Here is a 19394-nt window from a genome sequence, read left to right as displayed (position 1 = left end):
GGAGTCGTAGTTAACATCTGCGCAGGTGCTCTGGTGTTGGATGTTGGTGCTGCTCCCTTTGGTTGATTCGTAATACCTCCGGACGCGCACCGCGCCAGCACAAAGAGACCCGATTATGCTTGCCACCATTTCCATCCGCGCCAAGATCATCAGTGTCGTGGCGTTCCTGCTGGTCGCAATGGCCGGCATGGGTCTCCTGGCCGTCATGAAAATGCGGTCGATGAACGCCAACACGATCGACATCACCACGAGCTGGATGCCCAGTGTGCGGGTGCTTGGCGAGCTTCGTGCGAGCGTCATCACCTATCGCAACGTGGTCCGCCAGCACATGCTTTCCGAAACGCTGGACGAGAAGCTCGCCAACGAGAAGACGGGTGTGACAGTGATCGAGGCGCTCGCCAAGATCCGCGGCCGGTACGAGCCAATGATCACCTCGCCGGAGGAGCGGGCGCTCTACAACCAGTGGGCAAAACTCTGGGACGACTACAAGAAGGGCACCGAGGAGGTGATGGCGCTCTCGCGCAAGGAGGTCGGCAAGGTCCCGCACGAAGCCCAGGAGCTGAACAGCAAGACGGTCAACAAGATCGGTCTTGCGTCGGATGAGGTCCTGATGAAGGACATCGAGCTCAACACCAAGGGTGGCGATCAGGCGGCTCAGGATGCCGCGGACAGCTACTCCTATGCTTTCATGCTGGTCTCGATCATTCTCGGCGCCGCCGTCATCATCGGCATCGGCGTCGGCTTCTATCTCGTCCAGGACGTCTCGAAGGGCATCAACTCGATCATCGAGCCGATGCAGGCGCTGGGCAAGGGCGACCTCTCCGCCGAAGTCCCGCACCGGGGCGAGAAGACCGAGATCGGCGCCATGGCCGACGTGCTCCAGATCTTCAAGGAGGCGCTGATCGCCAAGAAAGCCGCCGACGAGGCTGCGGCCACGGATGCCGAAGCCAAGATCGAGCGCGGCCGCCGCGTCGACAACATCACCCGCGAATTCGAAACCATGATCGGCGAGATCGTCCAGACCGTGTCGTCGGCCTCGACCCAGCTGGAAGCCTCCGCCTCGACGCTGACCTCGACCGCCGACCGCTCCCAGAGGCTGGCGACCACCGTTGCCAGCGCTTCGGAGGAAGCCTCGACCAACGTGCAGTCGGTGGCCTCGGCGACCGAGGAGATGGCTTCGTCGGTCGGCGAGATCAGCCGTCAGGTGCAGGAATCGGCGCGGATGGCGGGCGATGCCGTCGGCCAGGCGCGCGCCACCACCGAGCGGGTCAGCGAGCTTTCCAAGGCGGCGTCCCGCATCGGCGACGTGGTCGAGCTGATCAACACCATCGCCGGCCAGACCAACCTGCTGGCGCTGAACGCGACCATCGAGGCCGCACGTGCCGGCGAGGCCGGCCGCGGCTTCGCCGTGGTGGCCTCGGAGGTGAAGGCGCTCGCCGAGCAGACCGCGAAGGCCACCGGTGAGATCGGTCAGCAGATCTCCGGCATCCAGGCGGCGACCAACGACTCGGTCGGCGCCATCAAGGAGATCTCCTCGACCATCGAGCGTCTCTCGGAAATCTCGTCGGCGATTGCGGCGGCGGTGGAAGAGCAGGGCGCGGCGACCCAGGAGATCGCCCGCAACGTGCAGCAGGCCGCGCAAGGTACCCAGCAGGTCTCCTCCAACATCACCGACGTGCAGCGCGGAGCGACCGAGACCGGCACGGCGTCCTCACAAGTGCTGTCGGCGGCGCAAATGCTGTCGAACGACTCGGGCCGGCTGAAGAATGAGGTCAGCAAGTTCCTGACCAACGTGCGCGCGGCCTGATCCTTCGGGACAGGTATCAAACTACGCAAGAGCGGCGTCATCGGCGCCGCTCTTTGCTTTTGGCGCACCGCCCGGCCCCGGACTTATTTTTCACGTGGGTCATACGGTTCCAAATCTTTACGGGTTCCGAACGCGGGGAACTTTAAGTCCTCGCAGCATTTCGGAGGCCCATCGTGAAGCTGTTTTCGTTTTCTGCCATTCGCTCCATCCAGTTGAAGATTGCCCTGATCGCCGGCCTCTGCCTCGCGGTCACCTGCGTCGTGCTGATCGGCTACGGCCTCTTCTCCACGCAGAGCATGAACCAGTACGTGACCCACGAGGTCATGCAGCTGGTCGACAATCAGACCAAGGAAAGCCTGACGAACCGCGCTGCCACCGAAGCCAGCGCCATCAAGGCCGAGCTGGAGGTCGGATTTGATGCCGCGCGCACCATCGCGCATGCGTTCGCGACGCTGGCAGACGAGAAGACCGGCACCCCCATCGCAGCCCGGCGCGCCCAGTTCAACGCGCTGCTCCGCCACGTGCTCGAGCTCAATCCTGCTTTCAACGGTACCTATTCTGCCTGGGAGCCCGGCGCGCTGGATGGCGATGACGCGGCGTTCAAGGGCCGCAAGGAGGTTGGATCGGACAATACCGGCCGGTTCCTGCCCTATTGGACGCGCAATGCCAACGGCGACATCGCCGTTCAGCCGCTGGTCGAGTACGACAGCAGCGAGCGGCATCCCAACGGTCTGGTGAAGGGCGCCTGGTACATCAATCCGAACACGACGGGTAAGGAGAACATCCTCGGTCCGCTGCCCTACATCGTGCAGGGCAAGGCCGTCTTCCTGGCGACCATGTCGGTGCCGGTCATGATCGGCGGCAAGTTCCGCGGCGTTGCCGGCGCCGACTACAATCTCGACTTCGTGCAGAAGCTGGCCGTCAAGATCAATGCCTCGCTGTTCGAGGGCAAGGGCAAGGTCGCGATCCTCAACGATACCGGCCTGATCGTGGCCAACAGCGCCAATCAGGACGTGATCGGCAAGAACGCTCCGGCAGCCGATCCGCGCTGGAGCGAGAGCCTCGCCATCGTCAAGGCCGGCAAAAGCGCGGTGCAGGACGATCCGAAGTTCGCCAACATCGATATCTATGCGCCGATCCGCTTCGGGCTCACCGAGAATGCGTGGTCGGTCGTGATCTCGGTCCCGCGCGAGGTCGTGCTGGCGTCCGCACGGCAGCTGGATGCCTCGCTCAGTGCCCGCGCGACGTCGAGCACGTTCTGGCAGCTCGGTGTCGGCCTCGCCATCGTGCTGGCGGCAATCTTCTTGATCTCGTTCGCTGCACGCAAGATCGCGCGGCCGATCCAGGACTGCGCCAATTTCGCCGACGGCATCGCCAAGGGCGACTTCAACCAGCAGCTCAAGATCGATCAGGCCGACGAGGTCGGCAGGCTCGCGACGTCGCTGAGCTCGATGCAGGACGACATCAAGCGCAGCATCGAGCAGCGTGCCCAGGACCAGGCCGCTGCCGATCGCGAACGCAAGCGCACCATGAACGAGCTGGCCGACAGCTTCGAAGCGCAGGTGGGCGGTATCGTGGAAACGGTGTCCGCCGCATCCGGCGCGCTGGAAAGCTCGGCCGGATCACTGAGCTCGACCGCCGAGCGGGCGCAAGAGCTCGCCTCCGTCGTCGCCACCGCATCCGACCAGGCATCTGGTAACGTGCAGTCGGTGGCCTCGGCGACCGAGGAGATGGCTTCGTCGGTCGGCGAGATCAGCCGTCAGGTGCAGGAATCGGCGCGGATGGCGGGCGATGCCGTCGGCCAGGCCCGTGCCACCACCGAGCGCGTCAGCGAGCTGTCCAAGGCGGCCGCCCGCATCGGCGACGTGGTCGAACTGATCAACACCATCGCCGGCCAGACCAACCTGCTGGCGCTGAACGCGACCATCGAGGCCGCACGTGCCGGCGAGGCCGGCCGCGGCTTCGCCGTGGTGGCCTCCGAGGTGAAGGCGCTCGCCGAGCAGACCGCGAAGGCCACCGGTGAGATCGGTCAGCAGATCTCCGGCATCCAGGCGGCGACCAACGACTCCGTCGGCGCCATCAAGGAAATCTCCTCGACCATCGAGCGTCTCTCGGAGATCTCGTCGGCGATTGCAGCGGCGGTGGAAGAGCAGGGCGCGGCGACGCAGGAGATCGCCCGCAACGTGCAGCAGGCCGCGCAAGGTACCCAACAGGTCTCCTCCAATATCACCGACGTGCAGCGCGGAGCGACCGAGACCGGCACGGCGTCCTCGCAGGTGCTGTCGGCGGCGCAAATGCTGTCGAACGACTCGGGCCGGCTGAAGAATGAGGTCAGCAAGTTCCTGACCAACGTGCGCGCGGCATAAGTTCGCGCGCACAGCTATCGCTCCAGGAACGAGCGGCGTCAAAAGCGCCGCTCGTTTCCTTTTTTGCGGCCGGTAGCATGATGTTGCCTACAGGTAGCATCAAGGGGAAGCACCCGTAGACGCACGGTGGTTCCGCTTCATCGTTGGTTAAACTCGCTTTATGAGGATGACGCCAAGACGACTCGAACAGCGGCCGTCCGAATTGGAATGAACGAATAGTCAATTCATTTGGGGGCCCCAATGCGCAAGAATTTTCCCGTCACTGATGTCGAATATCCGGTCAGCGACGAGACGCTGATCGTTTCGCGGACCGATCTCAAGGGCAAGCTGACTTACTTCAACGAGGACTTCATCGCGGCCGCCGGGTTCACGTCCGAGGAGCTGATGGGTCAGCCGCACAATATCGTTCGCCACCCCGACATGCCGCCGGAGGCGTTCGACAATCTCTGGGACACGCTGAAGGCCGGCAAGCCCTGGCTCGGCGCGGTAAAGAACCGCCGCAAGAACGGCGACTTCTACTGGGTGCTGGCAACTGCTTCGCCGATCCGGGAGAACGGCCAGCTCAAGGGTTACACCTCGATCCGCACAAAACTGCCGGCCGATCAGCGCAAGCTCGCCGAGGAGGTCTATGCCGCGATCCGGGAGAAGAAGGCGCATGGTTATCGCGTCGACGCCGGCATCATCCGCCGCCGCTCGTGGCTCGACCGTTTCAGCGTCTTCACGAGGACGCTGAAGGCGCGTCTCGTCACGACCATGGCGCTCCAGGCGCTGTTCATGCTCGGGCTCGGCATCGGCGGCGCGCTCGCTTCCGGTGGTTCGGCCAGCCTGATCCTGTCGGCGCTGGCCGTCGTCGGTGCCGTCGTCGTCGGTTTCGCGGGCCTTGCAACCATGCGTGCGATCCAGGGGCCGATGCAACAGCTCAACGACACCCTGGTCAACCTCGTGCAGGACAAGCTCGACAACCGCATCGTGATCGAGCGCGACGACGAGATCGGCGAGGCGCTGCGCAACCTTCAGACCGTGCAGACCATCATCCGGTTCAGCCGCGACGAGGTGCAGGCGGTGCAGCGCCGTGCCGAGACGCAGCGCAAGGCCGACATGACCAAGCTTGCCGACGGCTTCGAGGCCGCGATCGGCGAGATCGTCGAGACGGTGTCGTCGGCCGCAACCGAGCTCGAGGCGTCAGCCTCGACGCTGTCCTCGACCGCGGGCCGGGCGCAGGAGCTGGCCACGGTGGTCGCATCCGGCTCGGAAGCAGCGTCCACCAATGTCCACTCGGTGGCGTCGGCCGCCGAAGAGATGTCGTCCTCGGTGCGCGAGATCGGCCGCCAGGTGCAGGACTCCTCCCGGATCGCGAGCGAGGCGGTCAGCCAGGCGCATGCGACCACCGAACGTGTCAGCGAATTGTCGCGGGCCGCATCGCGGATCGGCGACGTCGTCGAGCTCATCAATGCGATCGCCGGCCAGACCAATTTGCTGGCGCTCAATGCCACGATCGAGGCGGCGCGGGCCGGCGAGGCGGGTCGCGGCTTCGCCGTCGTGGCCTCCGAGGTCAAGGCGCTCGCCGAGCAGACGGCGAAGGCCACCGGGGAGATCGGCCAGCAGGTCGGCGGCATTCAGGCGGCGACGCAGGATTCGGTCAGTGCCATCGGCGAGATCAGCGGCACCATCGCGCGTTTGTCGGAGATTGCCGCAACGATCGCCGCGGCCGTGGAGCAACAGGGCGCGGCCACCCAGGAGATTGCCCGTAACGTTCAGCAGGCCGCCCAGGGTACCCAGCAGGTCTCGTCCAATGTCGGCGACGTCCAGCGCGGCGCCTCCGAAACCGGCTCGGCGTCCTCGCAGGTGCTGTCGGCGGCGCAGATGCTGTCCCGCGATTCCAATCGTCTCAAGCTCGAGGTCGGCAAGTTCCTCAACTCCGTCCGCGCCGCCTGAGGACAGCACGACGTACCAGCGTTGCACGCGCGCGTTTTCGCGGGCAACGTTTTGATAAGCATATGCGGTGGCGCCCCCGGCAGCGCGGCCGCACTTTGACGTGAGACAACATCGCGTTGCGGGCTTCTTGTATCTCTCGTGAGGGTCGATTCCTTCGTCCAGAGGAAGCGGCACTCGGGAGAAGGAAGCCAGCGGTGCATCTCAGAATTGGCACGGTCCTACCGGTCATCATTTCGGCGCTTGCCTTGATGGGAGTGGCGGCCACCGCCTACACGGCCATTCACGCCTACCACGACCGTCAGGAGGCCGAGATCTTTGTCGGCCTCAACGGCATTTCGCAATCGTTGCTGCACAGCGCCGGGCAGTGGGCGAAGGAGCGGGGCATGACCAATGCGGCGCTGAATTCGCCCGAGGTGCTTCCGGCCGATCGCCGCTCTGAAATCGATGCTGTGCGCGCGACGTCGGATCGGGCCTTCCGCGATGCCGTGCAGCGCTTGCGTGGCGTCACGGCGATGAAGGGCGCCGAACAACGCATCTCGGAAGCCGAACGGGCATTCCAAAGCTTCGAGAGCCTGCGCCGCAGGGTCGATGCGAATCTGGCCAAGCCTGGGTCGGAGCGGGACGCCGAGGTGGTCAAGGCCTTTGCCCCGGCGATCACCGACCTGATCGAGGTCGCCGCCAACAGACTGCGCCTGACGCAGGAAACGCTGACCAGTTCGCCTTCGGCGGCCATGGCACGCCTCGTCGGCCTTCGGCACCTGACAGCGGAGATGGCAGAAAACGCCGGGCGCGAACGTGCGCTTCTCGGCGGGTTGATCAGTTCGCACGCGAAGCTCGCCGCGGACGGCATCGGCCGGATCGCGACCTTCCGCGGCCACGTGGAGCTCGCCTGGGAGACGGTTGCCCCGATCGCCGACCGCACCGACGTTCCGGCAGCACTCGCGCGAGCCATCAAGTCGGTGAATGAGGATTACTTTCAGACCTATGGCGCACTGCGTGCCGAAATCCTCGCCGCAGGTCCGAGCGGCGAGTACAAGATCGGCAGCCGCGATTATGTGAGCCGCGCGACGACGGCCATCAATTCCATTCTTGGGCTCGCGGATGCAATCGGCGCGGCGGCGGGTACGGAGGCCGCCGAACAGGCGAAGGCGAGCGCCTCCAACCTGATCATCAGCGTTGCAATCCTGCTTGCGAGCCTCGGCCTCACATTGCTGAGCTTCTGGGTCGCGGTTTCCAGGATCGTGCGTCCGCTCTCGGCACTGACGGCCGCGATGGACGAATTGGCCGGCGGCAATTTCGCAGTGGTTCTCCCCGGGCTTGGCCGCAAGGACGAGGTAGGCGACATGGCTCACGCGGTGGAGACGTTCAAGGTCAAGGCCGAGCAGAAGGCGCACGAGGTCGCGGACGCCAAGATCAGGCAGGACCAGATCGCGGCCGAACAGCGCCGTGCCGACATGCACCGGCTTGCCGGTCAATTCGAGACTGCAGTCGGCGAGATCGTGGACGCGGTGAGTTCGGCGTCGACCGAGCTGGAAGCCTCTGCCGGCGCGATGAACGTGACGGCCGCGCGGGCGCAGAAGCTCGCCGTCACTGTCGCCGACGGTTCGGAGGAAGCCTCCGCAAACGTCCAGTCGGTCGCGTCCGCGACCGAGCAGCTGTCGTCGTCCGTCAACGAGATCAGCCGCCGGGTGCAGGATTCGGCGCGAATGGCCAACGAAGCCGTCGATCAGGTCCGGCTGACCGACGGGCATATCGACGGATTGTCGAGAGCGGTCGCGAAGATTGGCGACGTCGTCGAGCTGATCGACCAGATCGCGGGGCAGACCAATCTCCTCGCGCTCAACGCAACGATCGAGGCGGCGAGGGCCGGCGAGTCCGGTCGCGGCTTCGCGGTGGTGGCTTCCGAAGTCAAGGCCCTTGCCGCGCAGACCGCGAAGGCGACCGGTGAGATCGCGCAGCAGATCACCGGCATCCAGTCGGCGACCCAGGAATCCGTCGCGGCGATCCGCGACATCGGCAGCACCATCGCGCGGCTGTCCGAGATCGCTGCGGCCATTGCCGCGGCGGTGGAGGAACAGGGGGCGGCGACGCAGGAGATCACACGAAACGTGCAGCAGGCGGCCAAGGGTGCCCAGCAGGCCTCGTCCAATGTCGGCGAGGTCGAGCGGGGGGCCGCCGAGACCGGCGCGTCGTCCTCGCAGGTGCTGTCGGCGGCGCAGATGCTGTCCCGCGATTCCAATCGCCTCAAGCTCGAGGTCGGCAAGTTCCTGAACGCGGTCCGCGCCGCCTGAGACCGGCCGCCGCATAGCTGCGATGTCGATTTCGCAGTGCGGTAGCAGGGAAGTGAATGCAGGATAGTTCTGCTTATTAGCGTTTCCGGCGGTGCTCGGGTAAAGGGGAATGGGGATCGCCGTGGGGGCAGATTCCGTATTCTCATCTGACCCGGATTTGCCTGGCGCATGATTGCTCTGGTCCGTATTGCCCTGAGCCGGCCCTATACGTTCGTCGTGCTGGCACTTTTGCTGCTGATCATCGGACCGCTCGCGGCGCTGCGGACCCCGACCGACATCTTTCCGGACATCCGCATTCCCGTGATCGGTGTGGTCTGGCAGTACACCGGCCTGCCGCCGGACCAGATGTCCGGCCGCATCACCACGCCGTTCCAGCGCGCGCTGACGACCACGGTCAACGACATCGAGCACATCACGGCCAATTCCTATAACGGCTTTGGCATCATCAAGATCTTCTTCCAGCCCAACGTCGACATCCGAACCGCCAACGCGCAGGTCACCGCGATCTCGCAGACGCTGATCAAGCAGATGCCGCCCGGCGCGACGCCGCCCTTGATCCTGAACTACTCGGCCTCCACCGTGCCGATCATCCAAGTGGCGCTGTCGGGCGATGGCCTGACCGAGCAGAACCTCGCCGATATCGGCATCAACAATCTGCGCACGCCGCTGGTCACCGTGCCCGGCGCGGCGATCCCCTATCCATTCGGCGGCAAGCAGCGCCAGGTCCAGATCGACCTCGATCCCACCGCGCTGCAGGCTCGCGGCCTGTCCGGCCAGGACGTCGCCAACGCGCTCGCCGCGCAAAACCTGATCACGCCGGTCGGCACGCAGAAGATCGGCCAGTTCGAGTACAACATCCAGCTCAACAACTCGCCACTGAAGATAGACGAGCTTGGCAACCTCCCGATCAAGACCGTCAACGGCGCCATGGTCTATGTGCGCGACGTCGCCACCGTGCGCGACGGCAATCCGCCGCAGACCAACATCGTCCATGTCGATGGCAATCGCTCGGTGCTGATGATGGTGCTGAAGGCGGGCGCGACCTCGACGCTCGATATCATCGCCGGCATCAAGCAGAAGGTCATCGACGTCAAGGATCAGCTCCCCGACGCGCTCAAGATCGGCTTCATCGGCGACCAGTCGGTGTTCGTCCGCGGCGCGATTCAAGGCGTCGCCGTCGAAGGCGTGATCGCGGCGCTGCTCACCAGTGTCATGATCCTGCTGTTCCTAGGCAGCTGGCGCTCGACCATCATCATCGCGGTCTCGATCCCGCTGTCGGTGCTGGGCGCCATCATCATGCTGTCGGCGATCGGCGAAACGCTCAACATCATGACGCTCGGCGGGCTCGCGCTCGCGGTCGGCATCCTCGTCGACGACGCCACCGTCACCATCGAGAACATCAACTACCACCTGGAGCAGGGCAAGCCGGTCGAGCAGTCGATCCTCGACGGCGCCAACCAGATCGTGACGCCGGCCTTCGTGTCGCTGCTGTGCATCTGCATCGTGTTCGTGCCGATGTTCTTCCTCTCGGGCGTCGCGCGCTTCCTGTTCGTGCCGATGGCGGAAGCGGTGATGTTCGCGATGATCTGGTCGTTCATCCTGTCGCGCACGCTGGTGCCGACCATGGCGAACTATCTGTTGCAGGCGCATGTCCATCACGAGGGCGGGCCGCCGAAATCGCGCAATCCGCTCGTCTGGTTCCAGCGTGGCTTCGAGGCACGGTTCGAGCGCATCCGCGGCGGCTACCATGGCTTCCTCGGGCTGGCGCTGGCGCACCGCGCGGTGTTCGTGATCGGCTTCCTCTGTGTGGTCGGCGCATCCTTCGCGCTGGTGCCGTTCCTCGGTCGCAACTTCTTTCCCGCGGTCGACGCCGGCAACATCCTGATGCATGTCCGCACCCAGGTCGGCACCCGCGTCGAGGAGACCGCCAACCAGCTCGCCGACGTGCAGAAGGCGGTCCGCAAGCTGATCCCGGGCGAGATCGAGACCATGACCGACAACATCGGCATGCCGATCTCCGGCATCAACATGACCTACAACAACACCGGCGTGATCGGTCCGCAGGACGGCGACATCCAGATCAAGCTGAAGGAGGGCCACAAGCCGACCGAAGAGCATGTGCGTGTGCTGCGCGAGCAGCTGCCGCGACTGTTCCCCGGCGTCAGCTTCGCGTTCCTTCCCGCCGACATCGTCAGCCAGATCCTGAACTTCGGCGCGCCGGCGCCGATCGACCTGCAGATCCGCGGCGCCAATCTCGCCGCCAATTTTGTCTACGCCAACAATCTGCTGGCCAAGGTCCGCCGGATTCCCGGCGTTGCCGATGCACGGATCCAGCAGTCGCCGAACGCGCCGACCTTCAACATCGATGTCGACCGCACCCGCGCGCAATATGTCGGCCTGACCGAGCGCGACGTCACCAACAGCCTCGTGGTCAATCTCGCCGGCTCCTCGCAGGTGGCGCCGACCTACTATCTCAACCCCGAGAACGGCGTGTCCTACTCGATCGTGATGCAGACGCCGCAGTACCAGATCGATTCGCTCAGCGCGCTGCAGACGCTGCCGATCACCGCGGCCGGCAATGCGCAGTCGCCGATCCTCGGCGGCATCGCCGACATCAGGCGTTCGAGCTCGAGCGCGGTTGTCTCGCAATACGACATCCAGTCGATGGTGCAGATCTTTGCGACGACCTCGGGCCGCGATCTCGGCGCGGTCGCCGCCGATATCCGCAAGGTGATCGCCGACACTGCCAAGGAAGTGCCGAAGGGCTCTTCGGTAGTGCTGCTCGGGCAGGTGCAGACCATGAACAGCGCCTTCACCGGCCTGTTGTTCGGTCTGCTCGGTGCCGTCGTGCTGATCTATTTCCTGATCGTCGTGAACTTCCAGTCCTGGTCCGATCCGTTCGTGATCATCACGGCGCTGCCGGCCGCGCTCGCCGGCATCGTCTGGATGCTGTTCGCGACAGGGACGACGCTGTCGGTCCCCGCGCTCACCGGCGCCATCATGTGCATGGGCGTCGCGACCGCCAACAGCGTGCTCGTGATCTCCTTCGCGCGCGAACGCTACGAGGAGCTCGGTGATCCCATTGCCGCCGCGCTGGAAGCCGGCTTCGTGCGGTTCCGCCCGGTGCTGATGACCGCGCTCGCCATGATCATCGGCATGGCGCCGATGGCGCTGGGGCTGGGCGAGGGCGGCGAGCAGAATGCGCCGCTCGGCCGCGCCGTGATCGGCGGCCTGATCTTTGCAACCTTCGCCACGCTGATGTTCGTTCCCGTGGTGTTCAGCATGGTCCACAAGAAACAAGGCGCCAAAGCCGCCGCCCCGTTGGAGACCCCGCATGTCGCCCACTGAACCCCGCTCGCCGGTGTCGCACCGGAAACTGGGCATCTTCGGCGTGGTGGCGCTGATCGCGGCCGGCCTCGTCGTGGGTACCGGCATCCGCGCGCGCGAGGAGCAGGGCTCCAGGCTGAAGGAATGGACCGACGATCAGGCTGTTCCCAGCGTCGCGGTGACCCAGCCCAGCGCCAAGGCTCTCAACGCCACCATCGATCTGCCGGGCCGGCTGGAAGCCTATTATCGCGCGCCGATCTTCGCGCGCGTGTCGGGCTATCTGAAGAGCTGGAGCGCCGATATCGGCGCCCGCGTCAAGGCCGGGCAGGTAATCGCCGAGATCGAGGCGCCGGACCTCGATCAGCAACTGCTTCAGGCTAGAGCCGACCTCGCCAGCCAGCAGGCCAGCGCTAGGCTGTCGGAAGCAACGCTGAATCGGCGCAAGACGCTGGTCGCCTCCAACTTCGTCTCGGCGCAGGAGATCGACGAGCGCACCGCCGATCTCTCTAACAAGAACGCGGCCGTCAATTCGGGCAGGGCCAATGTCGAGCGGCTGGAAGCGCTGGCCGGCTACAAGAAGATCACCGCGCCGTTCGACGGCGTCGTCACCGCGCGCGACACCGATGTCGGCGCGTTGATCAATGCCGGTGGCGGCTCGGGCCCGGCGATGTTCGTGATCTCCGACATCACCAAGCTGCGCGTCTACGTCAACGTGCCCCAGAACTACGTGCCGGCGATCAAGATCGGCGCCAAGGCGACGATCACGCTGCCGGAGTATCCGAACCGGACGTTCCAGGCGACGGTGGAGGCGTCCTCGCAGGCCGTCGACGTCGCCTCCGGCACCACGCGCATGCAGCTCGGGCTCGACAATTCGAACGGAGAGCTGATGCCCGGCGGCTATGCCAGCGTGAAGCTCAACCTCCAGCGCGATTCCGCGCCGCTCAGCATCCCCGCCAGCGCGCTGATCTTCAACAGCAGCGGGCTGCGCGTTGCCACCGTCGGTGCGGACGACAAGGTTCTGTTCAAGCCCGTGACCATCGCCCGCGACCTCGGCCGCGAGATCGAGCTCGCCTCGGGCATAACAGCGGACGACCGCGTCATCACCGCGCCGCCGGACGGCCTCTCGGATGGCGATGCGGTGCGCGTGGTCGGCGCCAAGGCCAAGCCGGCGACCGCGTCGGAAAAGCAGGCGCCGAAGGGGTAGGGCGGTCTCGTGCCCCGGACGCAGCGCAGCACGCAGTGATGCGCTGCAGAGCCGGGGCCCATCTCTTCTCAAAGTACAGTGTCGCTTTCTGGGTCCCGGCTCTGCGGAGCGGCACTTCGCGCCGCACCGCGTCCGGGACACGAGAGATCACGCCACGCGCCACTCCGCCACGCCGTCCCCAGCCATGGCGATCTCCCCGAGCGATCCCACCGGCGTGCGATCCATGTTCAGCAGATGCGCCAACGTCGCGCTATCGCTCGCCGGGATCCGCGCCAGCGTGCGCCTATCATCTTCCGTCCGCAGCATCACCACGCCGTGCTCGGCATCGCCGCCGCGGCCGTAGAGCACCGTAAAGCTCTCGACCTTGCCCTTGCCCGAGGCCTCCGCAACGAAGTCCGGCACCGCGCGCTTGTTGCGGTCGGCTTTGGTCTGCACGCTGGTCTCCTGCGCCAGCGCCTCGCGCGGCGGCGCCTTCGCCACCACCAGTGCGTGATGCTTGGTGACGAAGCCGCCCTGGCCATAGAGCAGGCCAAGCTTTGCGCCGTCACGCACACGCCGCACCATCGCGCAGGCCGCATGCGTCATGTAGGTGTTGAGCGGCGCGCCGAAGAAGGTGAGGCCGCCGGTCACGGTCGGCTGCACGTCGGCGCCGAGACCAAGCGTCCGCCGCGCCATCTTGGGCACGCAGGGGAAGCAGCTATAGAGCTCGATGGCGTCGAAGTTTTTGCCATCGCCGCCGGCAAGGTCCATCACCGCTTTCAGCACCGCGTTCTGCGGATGGCTCTCGTAGAACTGGTCGCGCAGGAGATAGTCGCGCGGCTCTTCCGCCGAGGCGCCGCCGAGCGGATAGACCAGCTTGCTCTCCGCGATACCGAGCGCACGCGCCTTGGCGAGGCTGGTGACCAGCAGCGCACCGCCCATGTTGACGCTGGGGTTGGCGACCATCAGCTTGTTATAGGGCCAGGCGATCAGCCGGTTGTCCGCCGTCGGCGTCGTGATCTCCTCCGGCGCATAACGCCGCTTCAGCCAGGCATTGGGATTTTGCGCGGCGGCTTCCGAATAGCGCGACCATAGCGTGCCTGATTCCGCCATCGCCTCGCGCGGCGTCTGGCCCCAATGCGCGGAGGAGGCGGCCTCGTAGAACGGATAGACCGTGACGGGGCGGAACACGCCGAGCTTCACCGCCAGCGGCTTCTGGAACGCCGCACCGCGCTTGGGCTCCTCGACATCATGGGCGAACGGCGTCCACGGCAGCTTTGCCCCATTGCGCTCGGCCTTGGTTGCAGTCGACTGCGCCTCGGCACCGCAGACCGCGGCCACGGTGCATTCGCCGCGTGCGATGCGCTTGGCCGCCTCGTGGAGGTAGCGGATCGGGCTCTCGCCGCCGACCGGGCCGTAATAGCAATGCGAAGGCGTGATGCCGAGGCGCTGTGCCAACAGCTGCTCCGGATCGCGGTAGCGCCAGCTCAGGAAGTTGACGACATCGAGCGACTGCACCTCGCCCAGCAGCTTTGCGCCGGCATCTGTTTCCGCGCGCCGCAGCGCCTGCTCCAGCAGGTCGAGCGGCTCGAGGCCGTCGGTGATCTCCTTGGGACGGTCAACGATCTCGCCGATGCCGACGATGACGGGGATGCGGTCAGGGGAAACGGTCGCCATTGTTCTTGCTTCTTCACTCTCTCAGACATCTCAGACCTCATCCTGAGGAGCCTGCGAAGCAGGTGTCTCGAAGGATGGGCCGCGGGCTCTCATGGTTCGAGACGGCACTTGCGCGCCTTCTCACCATGAGGGTCTACACCTACTCCGCCACCAGCGCATTCATGTGCTCGACGGCTTCGGCGAAATCTTCCTTGAACTCCTGCACCACCGCGCCCGCCGACTTCACGCTGTCGACCAGCCCGACGCCCTGGCCGACGAAATAGCTGACGAGGTCGCGCGCCTTGGCGTTACCGCTCGCCGCCGCGCGGTCGATCGAGTTGAAGGCGTCGCGGCTGATGACGCTTTGCAACGGCATCGGCAGTGCGCCGGGGCTGTCCGGCGCGCGATCCCAGGCATCGGTCCAGACCGAGCGGAGCTGGCGCGCCGGCTTGCCGGTGCGGCCTTTCGAGCGGACTGCATCACGGGAAGAGGCCGCGATCATCTTCTCGCGAAAGATCTCCGTGGTCTCGGCCTCCACCGTCGCAAGCCACACCGAACCGGTCCAGGCGCCGGCCGCGCCCATCGCCATGCACGCCGCCATCTGCCGCCCCGTCATGATGCCGCCGGCCGCCAGCACCGGCACGTCGCGGATGGGCTTGATCGCCTTGATCACCTCGGGCACCAGCACCATGGTCGAGACCTCGCCGCAATGGCCGCCGGCCTCGGTGCCCTGCACCACGAGAATGTCGACGCCGGCCGCGACCTGGCGCAGCGCGTGCTCCTTGGCACCGACCAGCGCCGCAACGGGGACGCCGTGCTTCTTGCCCATCTCGATCATGGGCTTCGGCGGCACGCCCAGCGCATTGGCGATCAGGCGGATCGGATGATTGAAGGACACCTCGAGCAGCTGCAGCGCTGTCTTTCCGTCGAACGGCTGCGGCTGATCGGCTGCGACCTCCGTGGTCGTCAGCTCGATATTGTACTTCTTCAGGAGCTCGCGCGTGTAGGTTCGGTGCTCCTGCGGCACGCGCGCTTCCAGGCTCTTCCAGGTGACGTCCTTCTCGCCCGCGGTCGAGATGTTCTCAGGGATCAGCACGTCGATGCCGTAGGGCTTGCCGTCGACGTGATCGTCGATCCACTTCAGCTCGCGTTCGAGCGTATCGGGCGTGTGCACGGTGGCGCCGAGCACGCCGAAGCCGCCGGCGCGGCTGACGGCGGCGACGACATCGCGGCAATGGCTGAAGGCCAGCAGTGGGAATTCTATGCCCAGCATGTCGCAGATCGGCGATTTCATGGCTCTCTCTCCCGGCGGCCTTCGCGTTCTCGTTGCTTTCGTGCGCGAAGCAAGGTGACGCTAGCTGATCGTCACTCACGATGACAGGCCGGATTCGGCGAGGCATCTTGTGTGTAGACGTCGCGCTCCACCCGCAGGCCGCGGCGTCCTGGGTGACGCCGTCATTCCGGGGCTCGCGCCAGCGAGAACCCGGAATCCATTTTTCAGAGCATTCCCGGCGGCGCGATGGATTTTCGGGCTCGCCCCTGCGGCCCCGGCACGACGGGGAGGAAGCTTGCCATGACGAAACGGTGAGACGCCCCGCCCGGCAATGCAACTCGGAGGGCTTGTCATCGGCCATTCGCGGGCTAATTAATGCAGGCGCATCTTTCCGCCGGAGCCCCTCGCATGACCGACACCCCCGCCTACGTGCCGCCCAAGGTCTGGACCTGGAACAAGGAAAATGGCGGGCAGTTCGCCAGCATCAACCGCCCGATCGCCGGTCCCACCCACGACAAGGAGCTGCCGGTCGGCAAGCATCCCTTCCAGCTCTATTCGCTGGCGACGCCGAACGGGGTGAAGGTCACGGTGATGCTGGAGGAACTTCTGGCGCTCGGCCACAAGGGGGCCGAATACGACGCCTGGCTGATCAGAATTGGCAACGGTGACCAGTTCGGCAGCGGCTTCGTCGACATCAACCCGAACTCCAAGATCCCCGCGCTGATGGACCGCTCCGGTCCGGAGCCGATCCGGGTGTTCGAGTCCGGCTCGATCCTGCTTTATCTCGCCGAGAAGTTCGGCGCCTTCCTGTCGAAGGACATCAAGAGCCGCACCGAGGCGATGTCCTGGCTGTTCTGGCAGATGGGCAGCGCGCCCTATCTCGGCGGCGGCTTTGGCCATTTCTACGCCTATGCGCCGACCAAGATCGAATACGCCATCGACCGTTTCGCGATGGAGACCAAGCGCCAGCTCGACGTGCTCGACCGGCGCCTTGCCGACAACGACTATCTCGCGGGCAAGGAGTATACGATCGCCGACATGGCGGTGTGGCCCTGGTACGGCGCGCTCGCCAAGGGGCTGGTCTATGGCGCCGGCGAATTCCTCTCGGTGCAGGACTACAAGAACGTGCAGCGCTGGACCGACCAGATCGCGCAGCGCCCCGCCGTGAAGCGCGGCCGCATGGTCAACCGCGTCTCGGGCGATCCCGCCAGCCAGCTGCACGAGCGGCACGATGCGAGCGATTTCGAGACGAAGACGCAGGACAAGGTCGAGGCGGCGACGTAGGCGGTGCTCACTCTCCGCGAGTCCACTGCGTAGGGCGGATTAGCCGCAGGCGTAATCCGTCATCTTCGTCACGCGAAAGTCGGCGGATTACGCTTCGCTAATCCGCCCTACGATCTTCCGTAGGGTGGGCAAAGCGAAAGCGTGCCCACGCACTTCTTGCAACAGAGAGATGGTGGGCACGGCGCGCGAAGCGCCTTTGCCCACCCTACGGCATCTGATCACGCCATGCTCAGCTCGTGGCGTCCCACAACCATCCAGTGCACCTCGTCCGGGCCATCCGCAAAGCGCAGATGGCGGACGTCCTGATACATTTCGGCGAGCGGGGTCCAGTGCGAGATGCCGGTGGCGCCGTGCATCTGGATCGCCTGGTCGATGATCTTGCAGGCGCGCTCCGGCACCATGGCCTTGACCATGGAGACCCAGACGCGGGCCTCCTTGTTGCCGAGCACGTCCATCGCCTTGGCCGCCTTCAGCACCATCAACCGCATCGCCTCGATCTCGCAGCGCGCCTGGGCGATGATCTGCATGTTGCCGCCGAGATGGGCGATCTTCTTGCCGAAGGCTTCGCGGGTGAGGCCACGCTGCACCATCAGATCCAGCGCCTTCTCGGCCTTGCCGATGGTGCGCATGCAGTGATGGATGCGGCCGGGGCCGAGGCGGAGCTGCGAGATCTCGAAGCCGCGGCCTTCGCCGAGCAGCATGTTCTCCTTGGGCACGCGCACATTGTTGAAGCGCATGTGCATGTGGCCGCGCGGGGCGTGGTCCTGCCCGAACACGTACATCGGGCCGAGCACCTCGACGCCGGGCGTGTCGCGCGGCACCAGGATCTGCGACTGCTGCTTGCTGGGCGCCGCATCCGGATTGGTCTTCACCATCACGATCAGGATCTTGCAGCGGGGATCGCCGACGCCGGAGATGTAGTACTTCTCGCCGTTGATGACCCATTCGTCGCCGACGAGCTTTGCCGTCGTCGAGATGTTCTTGGCGTCGGAGGAGGCGACGTTCGGCTCGGTCATGACATAGGCCGAGCGAATCTCGCCGTTGAGCAGCGGCTTCAGCCACTTCTCTTTCTGCTCCTTGGTGCCGACGCGCTCCAGCACCTCCATGTTGCCGGTGTCGGGCGCCGAGCAGTTCATGCTCTCGGACGCCAGCGGGCTCTTGCCGAGCTCGGAGGCGATATAGGCGTAATCGAGATTCTTCAGGCCCTGGCCGGTCTCATCGTCGGGCAGGAAGAAGTTCCAGAGGCCTTCCTGCTTGGCCTTGTTCTTGGCCTTTTCCAGCACCTCGAGTTGCTTCGGCGTGAAGCTCCAGCGATCCTCCTTGCCTTCGCCCGCCTTGGCGAACTCGATCGACATCGGCTCGACGGTGTCGCGGATGAACTTCTTGACGTGATCGTAGAGCGGCCGGACCTGGTCCGACATCCGGAGGTCGTTGAGCTCGTCGCCGGGGTTGAGAGTGTAGTTGGTGGTGCGGGGAATATAGGTATGTTTTGTCATTGTTCCTCCCGGGGACGCTGAGATCGTTCTGGGCGCAAGAATAGTCGCAGCGCCGCCAAAGTGCGAGCGCGCATTTTTCACGCGGAGCCATGCCACGCGATGGAATATCGCTGGGTCGTTTGAAATGTTGTTTGAATGGCGTGGAGGGCGGCGCTCCCTCGCTGGTGTCGTCCCGGACAAGCGAAGCGCAGATCCGGGACCTCCGCGCGAGCGCTTGGCGCTCGTCGCGATGCCACAGGGAGTGGTTTGGCGATGACTCGGAGTTGAGAGCTTCGTGCCCTCATTTCTCCCTGTGGTTATGGGTCCCGGCTTTCGCCGGGACGACACCGAGTGTGTAGCTCAGTTCGGCATCCGATGCATCGCGCAGATCTTGTTGCCGTCGAGATCACGCAAATAGGCGAGATAGAGCTTGCCGCCGGGGCCCTGGCGGATGCCGGGCGGATCCTCGATCGATTTTGCGCCGGCCGCGATGCCGGCTGCATGCCATTTGTCGACCTGCTCCGGTGAATTGCAGGCAAAGCCGATGGTGCCGCCATTCGCGCAGGTCGCCGGCTCGCCGTTGATCGGCTTCGACACCGAGAACACGCCGGTCTTGGTGATGTAGAAGATGCGGTGGCCGTCGACCCTGGCCGGCCGCACTTCGAGCGTGCTCAGCAGGTCGTCGTAGAACGACTTGGCCTTGTCGAGATCGTTGGTGCCGATCATGATGTGTGAGAACATTTGCCCATTCCCTTCTGCGCTGACAAAACGAGAAGCCGTAGGGTGGGCAAAGCGCA

11 protein-coding genes are annotated in these 19394 nt (G+C 65.2%); 7 read left to right on the top strand and 4 right to left on the bottom strand.

The features are described from left to right. The first annotated feature begins 115 nt into the window (after window positions 1-115). From XI03_RS16180 to XI03_RS16155, 6 genes are all read left to right on the top strand, one after another. Complete coding sequence (locus tag XI03_RS16180; protein WP_152103294.1) at window positions 116-1807, top strand: methyl-accepting chemotaxis protein; 1692 nt, start codon at window positions 116-118, stop codon at window positions 1805-1807. 173 nt (window positions 1808-1980) lie between these two features. Continuing rightward, a complete protein-coding gene (locus XI03_RS16175; protein ID WP_271592661.1) occupies window positions 1981-4173 on the top strand; it encodes a methyl-accepting chemotaxis protein in 2193 nt (730 codons plus the stop codon). A 240-nt stretch (window positions 4174-4413) separates the two neighbouring features. Beyond that, on the top strand, window positions 4414-6108 hold the full coding sequence (locus tag XI03_RS16170) for a methyl-accepting chemotaxis protein (protein WP_212476335.1): 1695 nt from the start codon (window positions 4414-4416) through the stop codon (window positions 6106-6108). Between the two features lie 194 nt (window positions 6109-6302). Then, the gene (locus XI03_RS16165; protein WP_271592660.1) at window positions 6303-8399 is read left to right on the top strand and encodes a methyl-accepting chemotaxis protein; all 2097 of its coding nucleotides are present in this window, start codon (window positions 6303-6305) and stop codon (window positions 8397-8399) included. 168 nt (window positions 8400-8567) lie between these two features. Continuing rightward, on the top strand, window positions 8568-11747 hold the full coding sequence (locus tag XI03_RS16160) for an efflux RND transporter permease subunit (protein WP_271592659.1): 3180 nt from the start codon (window positions 8568-8570) through the stop codon (window positions 11745-11747). Then, window positions 11734-12930 carry an efflux RND transporter periplasmic adaptor subunit gene (locus XI03_RS16155; protein WP_271592658.1) on the top strand — a complete coding sequence of 399 codons (1197 nt, stop codon included), beginning with the start codon at window positions 11734-11736 and terminating at the stop codon, window positions 12928-12930. Before XI03_RS16160 ends, XI03_RS16155 begins: the two co-directional genes overlap by 14 nt. A gap of 147 nt (window positions 12931-13077) precedes the next feature. Here XI03_RS16155 and XI03_RS16150 read toward each other — a convergent pair whose 3' ends face one another. Further along, the gene (locus XI03_RS16150; RefSeq protein ID WP_271592657.1) at window positions 13078-14586 is read right to left on the bottom strand and encodes an acetyl-CoA acetyltransferase; all 1509 of its coding nucleotides are present in this window, start codon (window positions 14584-14586) and stop codon (window positions 13078-13080) included. Between the two features lie 139 nt (window positions 14587-14725). After that, a complete protein-coding gene (locus XI03_RS16145) occupies window positions 14726-15859 on the bottom strand; it encodes a nitronate monooxygenase (protein ID WP_271592656.1) in 1134 nt (377 codons plus the stop codon). A gap of 387 nt (window positions 15860-16246) precedes the next feature. Between XI03_RS16145 and yghU the strand changes: the two genes are divergently transcribed. Continuing rightward, window positions 16247-17122, top strand: a complete 876-nt coding sequence (gene yghU, locus XI03_RS16140) for a glutathione-dependent disulfide-bond oxidoreductase (protein ID WP_271592655.1) — start codon at window positions 16247-16249, stop codon at window positions 17120-17122. 218 nt (window positions 17123-17340) lie between these two features. Here the strand turns inward: yghU and XI03_RS16135 are convergent, their stop codons facing one another. Further along, window positions 17341-18618: an acyl-CoA dehydrogenase family protein gene (locus XI03_RS16135; RefSeq protein ID WP_028143270.1), complete on the bottom strand. Its 1278-nt coding sequence runs from the start codon at window positions 18616-18618 to the stop codon at window positions 17341-17343. Window positions 18619-18957: 339 nt separating this feature from the next. Next, window positions 18958-19338 (bottom strand): VOC family protein, encoded by a 381-nt coding sequence (locus tag XI03_RS16130; RefSeq protein ID WP_271592654.1) that lies wholly within the window; start codon window positions 19336-19338, stop codon window positions 18958-18960. Window positions 19339-19394 lie beyond the last annotated feature (56 nt).

The organism is Bradyrhizobium sp. CCBAU 65884, from assembly GCF_028128835.1.
GTDB classification, from domain to species: domain Bacteria; phylum Pseudomonadota; class Alphaproteobacteria; order Rhizobiales; family Xanthobacteraceae; genus Bradyrhizobium; species Bradyrhizobium ottawaense.
This window is presented reverse-complemented; position numbering and strand designations above follow the sequence as displayed.

What these genes read in the sequence shown, in the direction of transcription:
- XI03_RS16180 (WP_152103294.1), top strand. Translation starts at nt 116, where the DNA reads ATGCTTGCCACCATTTCCATCCGCGCCAAGATCATCAGTGTCGTGGCG.
- XI03_RS16170 (WP_212476335.1), top strand. Translation starts at nt 4,414, where the DNA reads ATGCGCAAGAATTTTCCCGTCACTGATGTCGAATATCCGGTCAGCGAC.
- XI03_RS16160 (WP_271592659.1), top strand. Translation starts at nt 8,568, where the DNA reads ATGATTGCTCTGGTCCGTATTGCCCTGAGCCGGCCCTATACGTTCGTC.
- XI03_RS16155 (WP_271592658.1), top strand. Translation starts at nt 11,734, where the DNA reads ATGTCGCCCACTGAACCCCGCTCGCCGGTGTCGCACCGGAAACTGGGC.
- XI03_RS16150 (WP_271592657.1), bottom strand. Translation starts at nt 14,586, where the DNA reads ATGGCGACCGTTTCCCCTGACCGCATCCCCGTCATCGTCGGCATCGGC.
- XI03_RS16145 (WP_271592656.1), bottom strand. Translation starts at nt 15,859, where the DNA reads ATGAAATCGCCGATCTGCGACATGCTGGGCATAGAATTCCCACTGCTG.
- yghU (WP_271592655.1), top strand. Translation starts at nt 16,247, where the DNA reads ATGACCGACACCCCCGCCTACGTGCCGCCCAAGGTCTGGACCTGGAAC.
- XI03_RS16135 (WP_028143270.1), bottom strand. Translation starts at nt 18,618, where the DNA reads ATGACAAAACATACCTATATTCCCCGCACCACCAACTACACTCTCAAC.
- XI03_RS16130 (WP_271592654.1), bottom strand. Translation starts at nt 19,338, where the DNA reads ATGTTCTCACACATCATGATCGGCACCAACGATCTCGACAAGGCCAAG.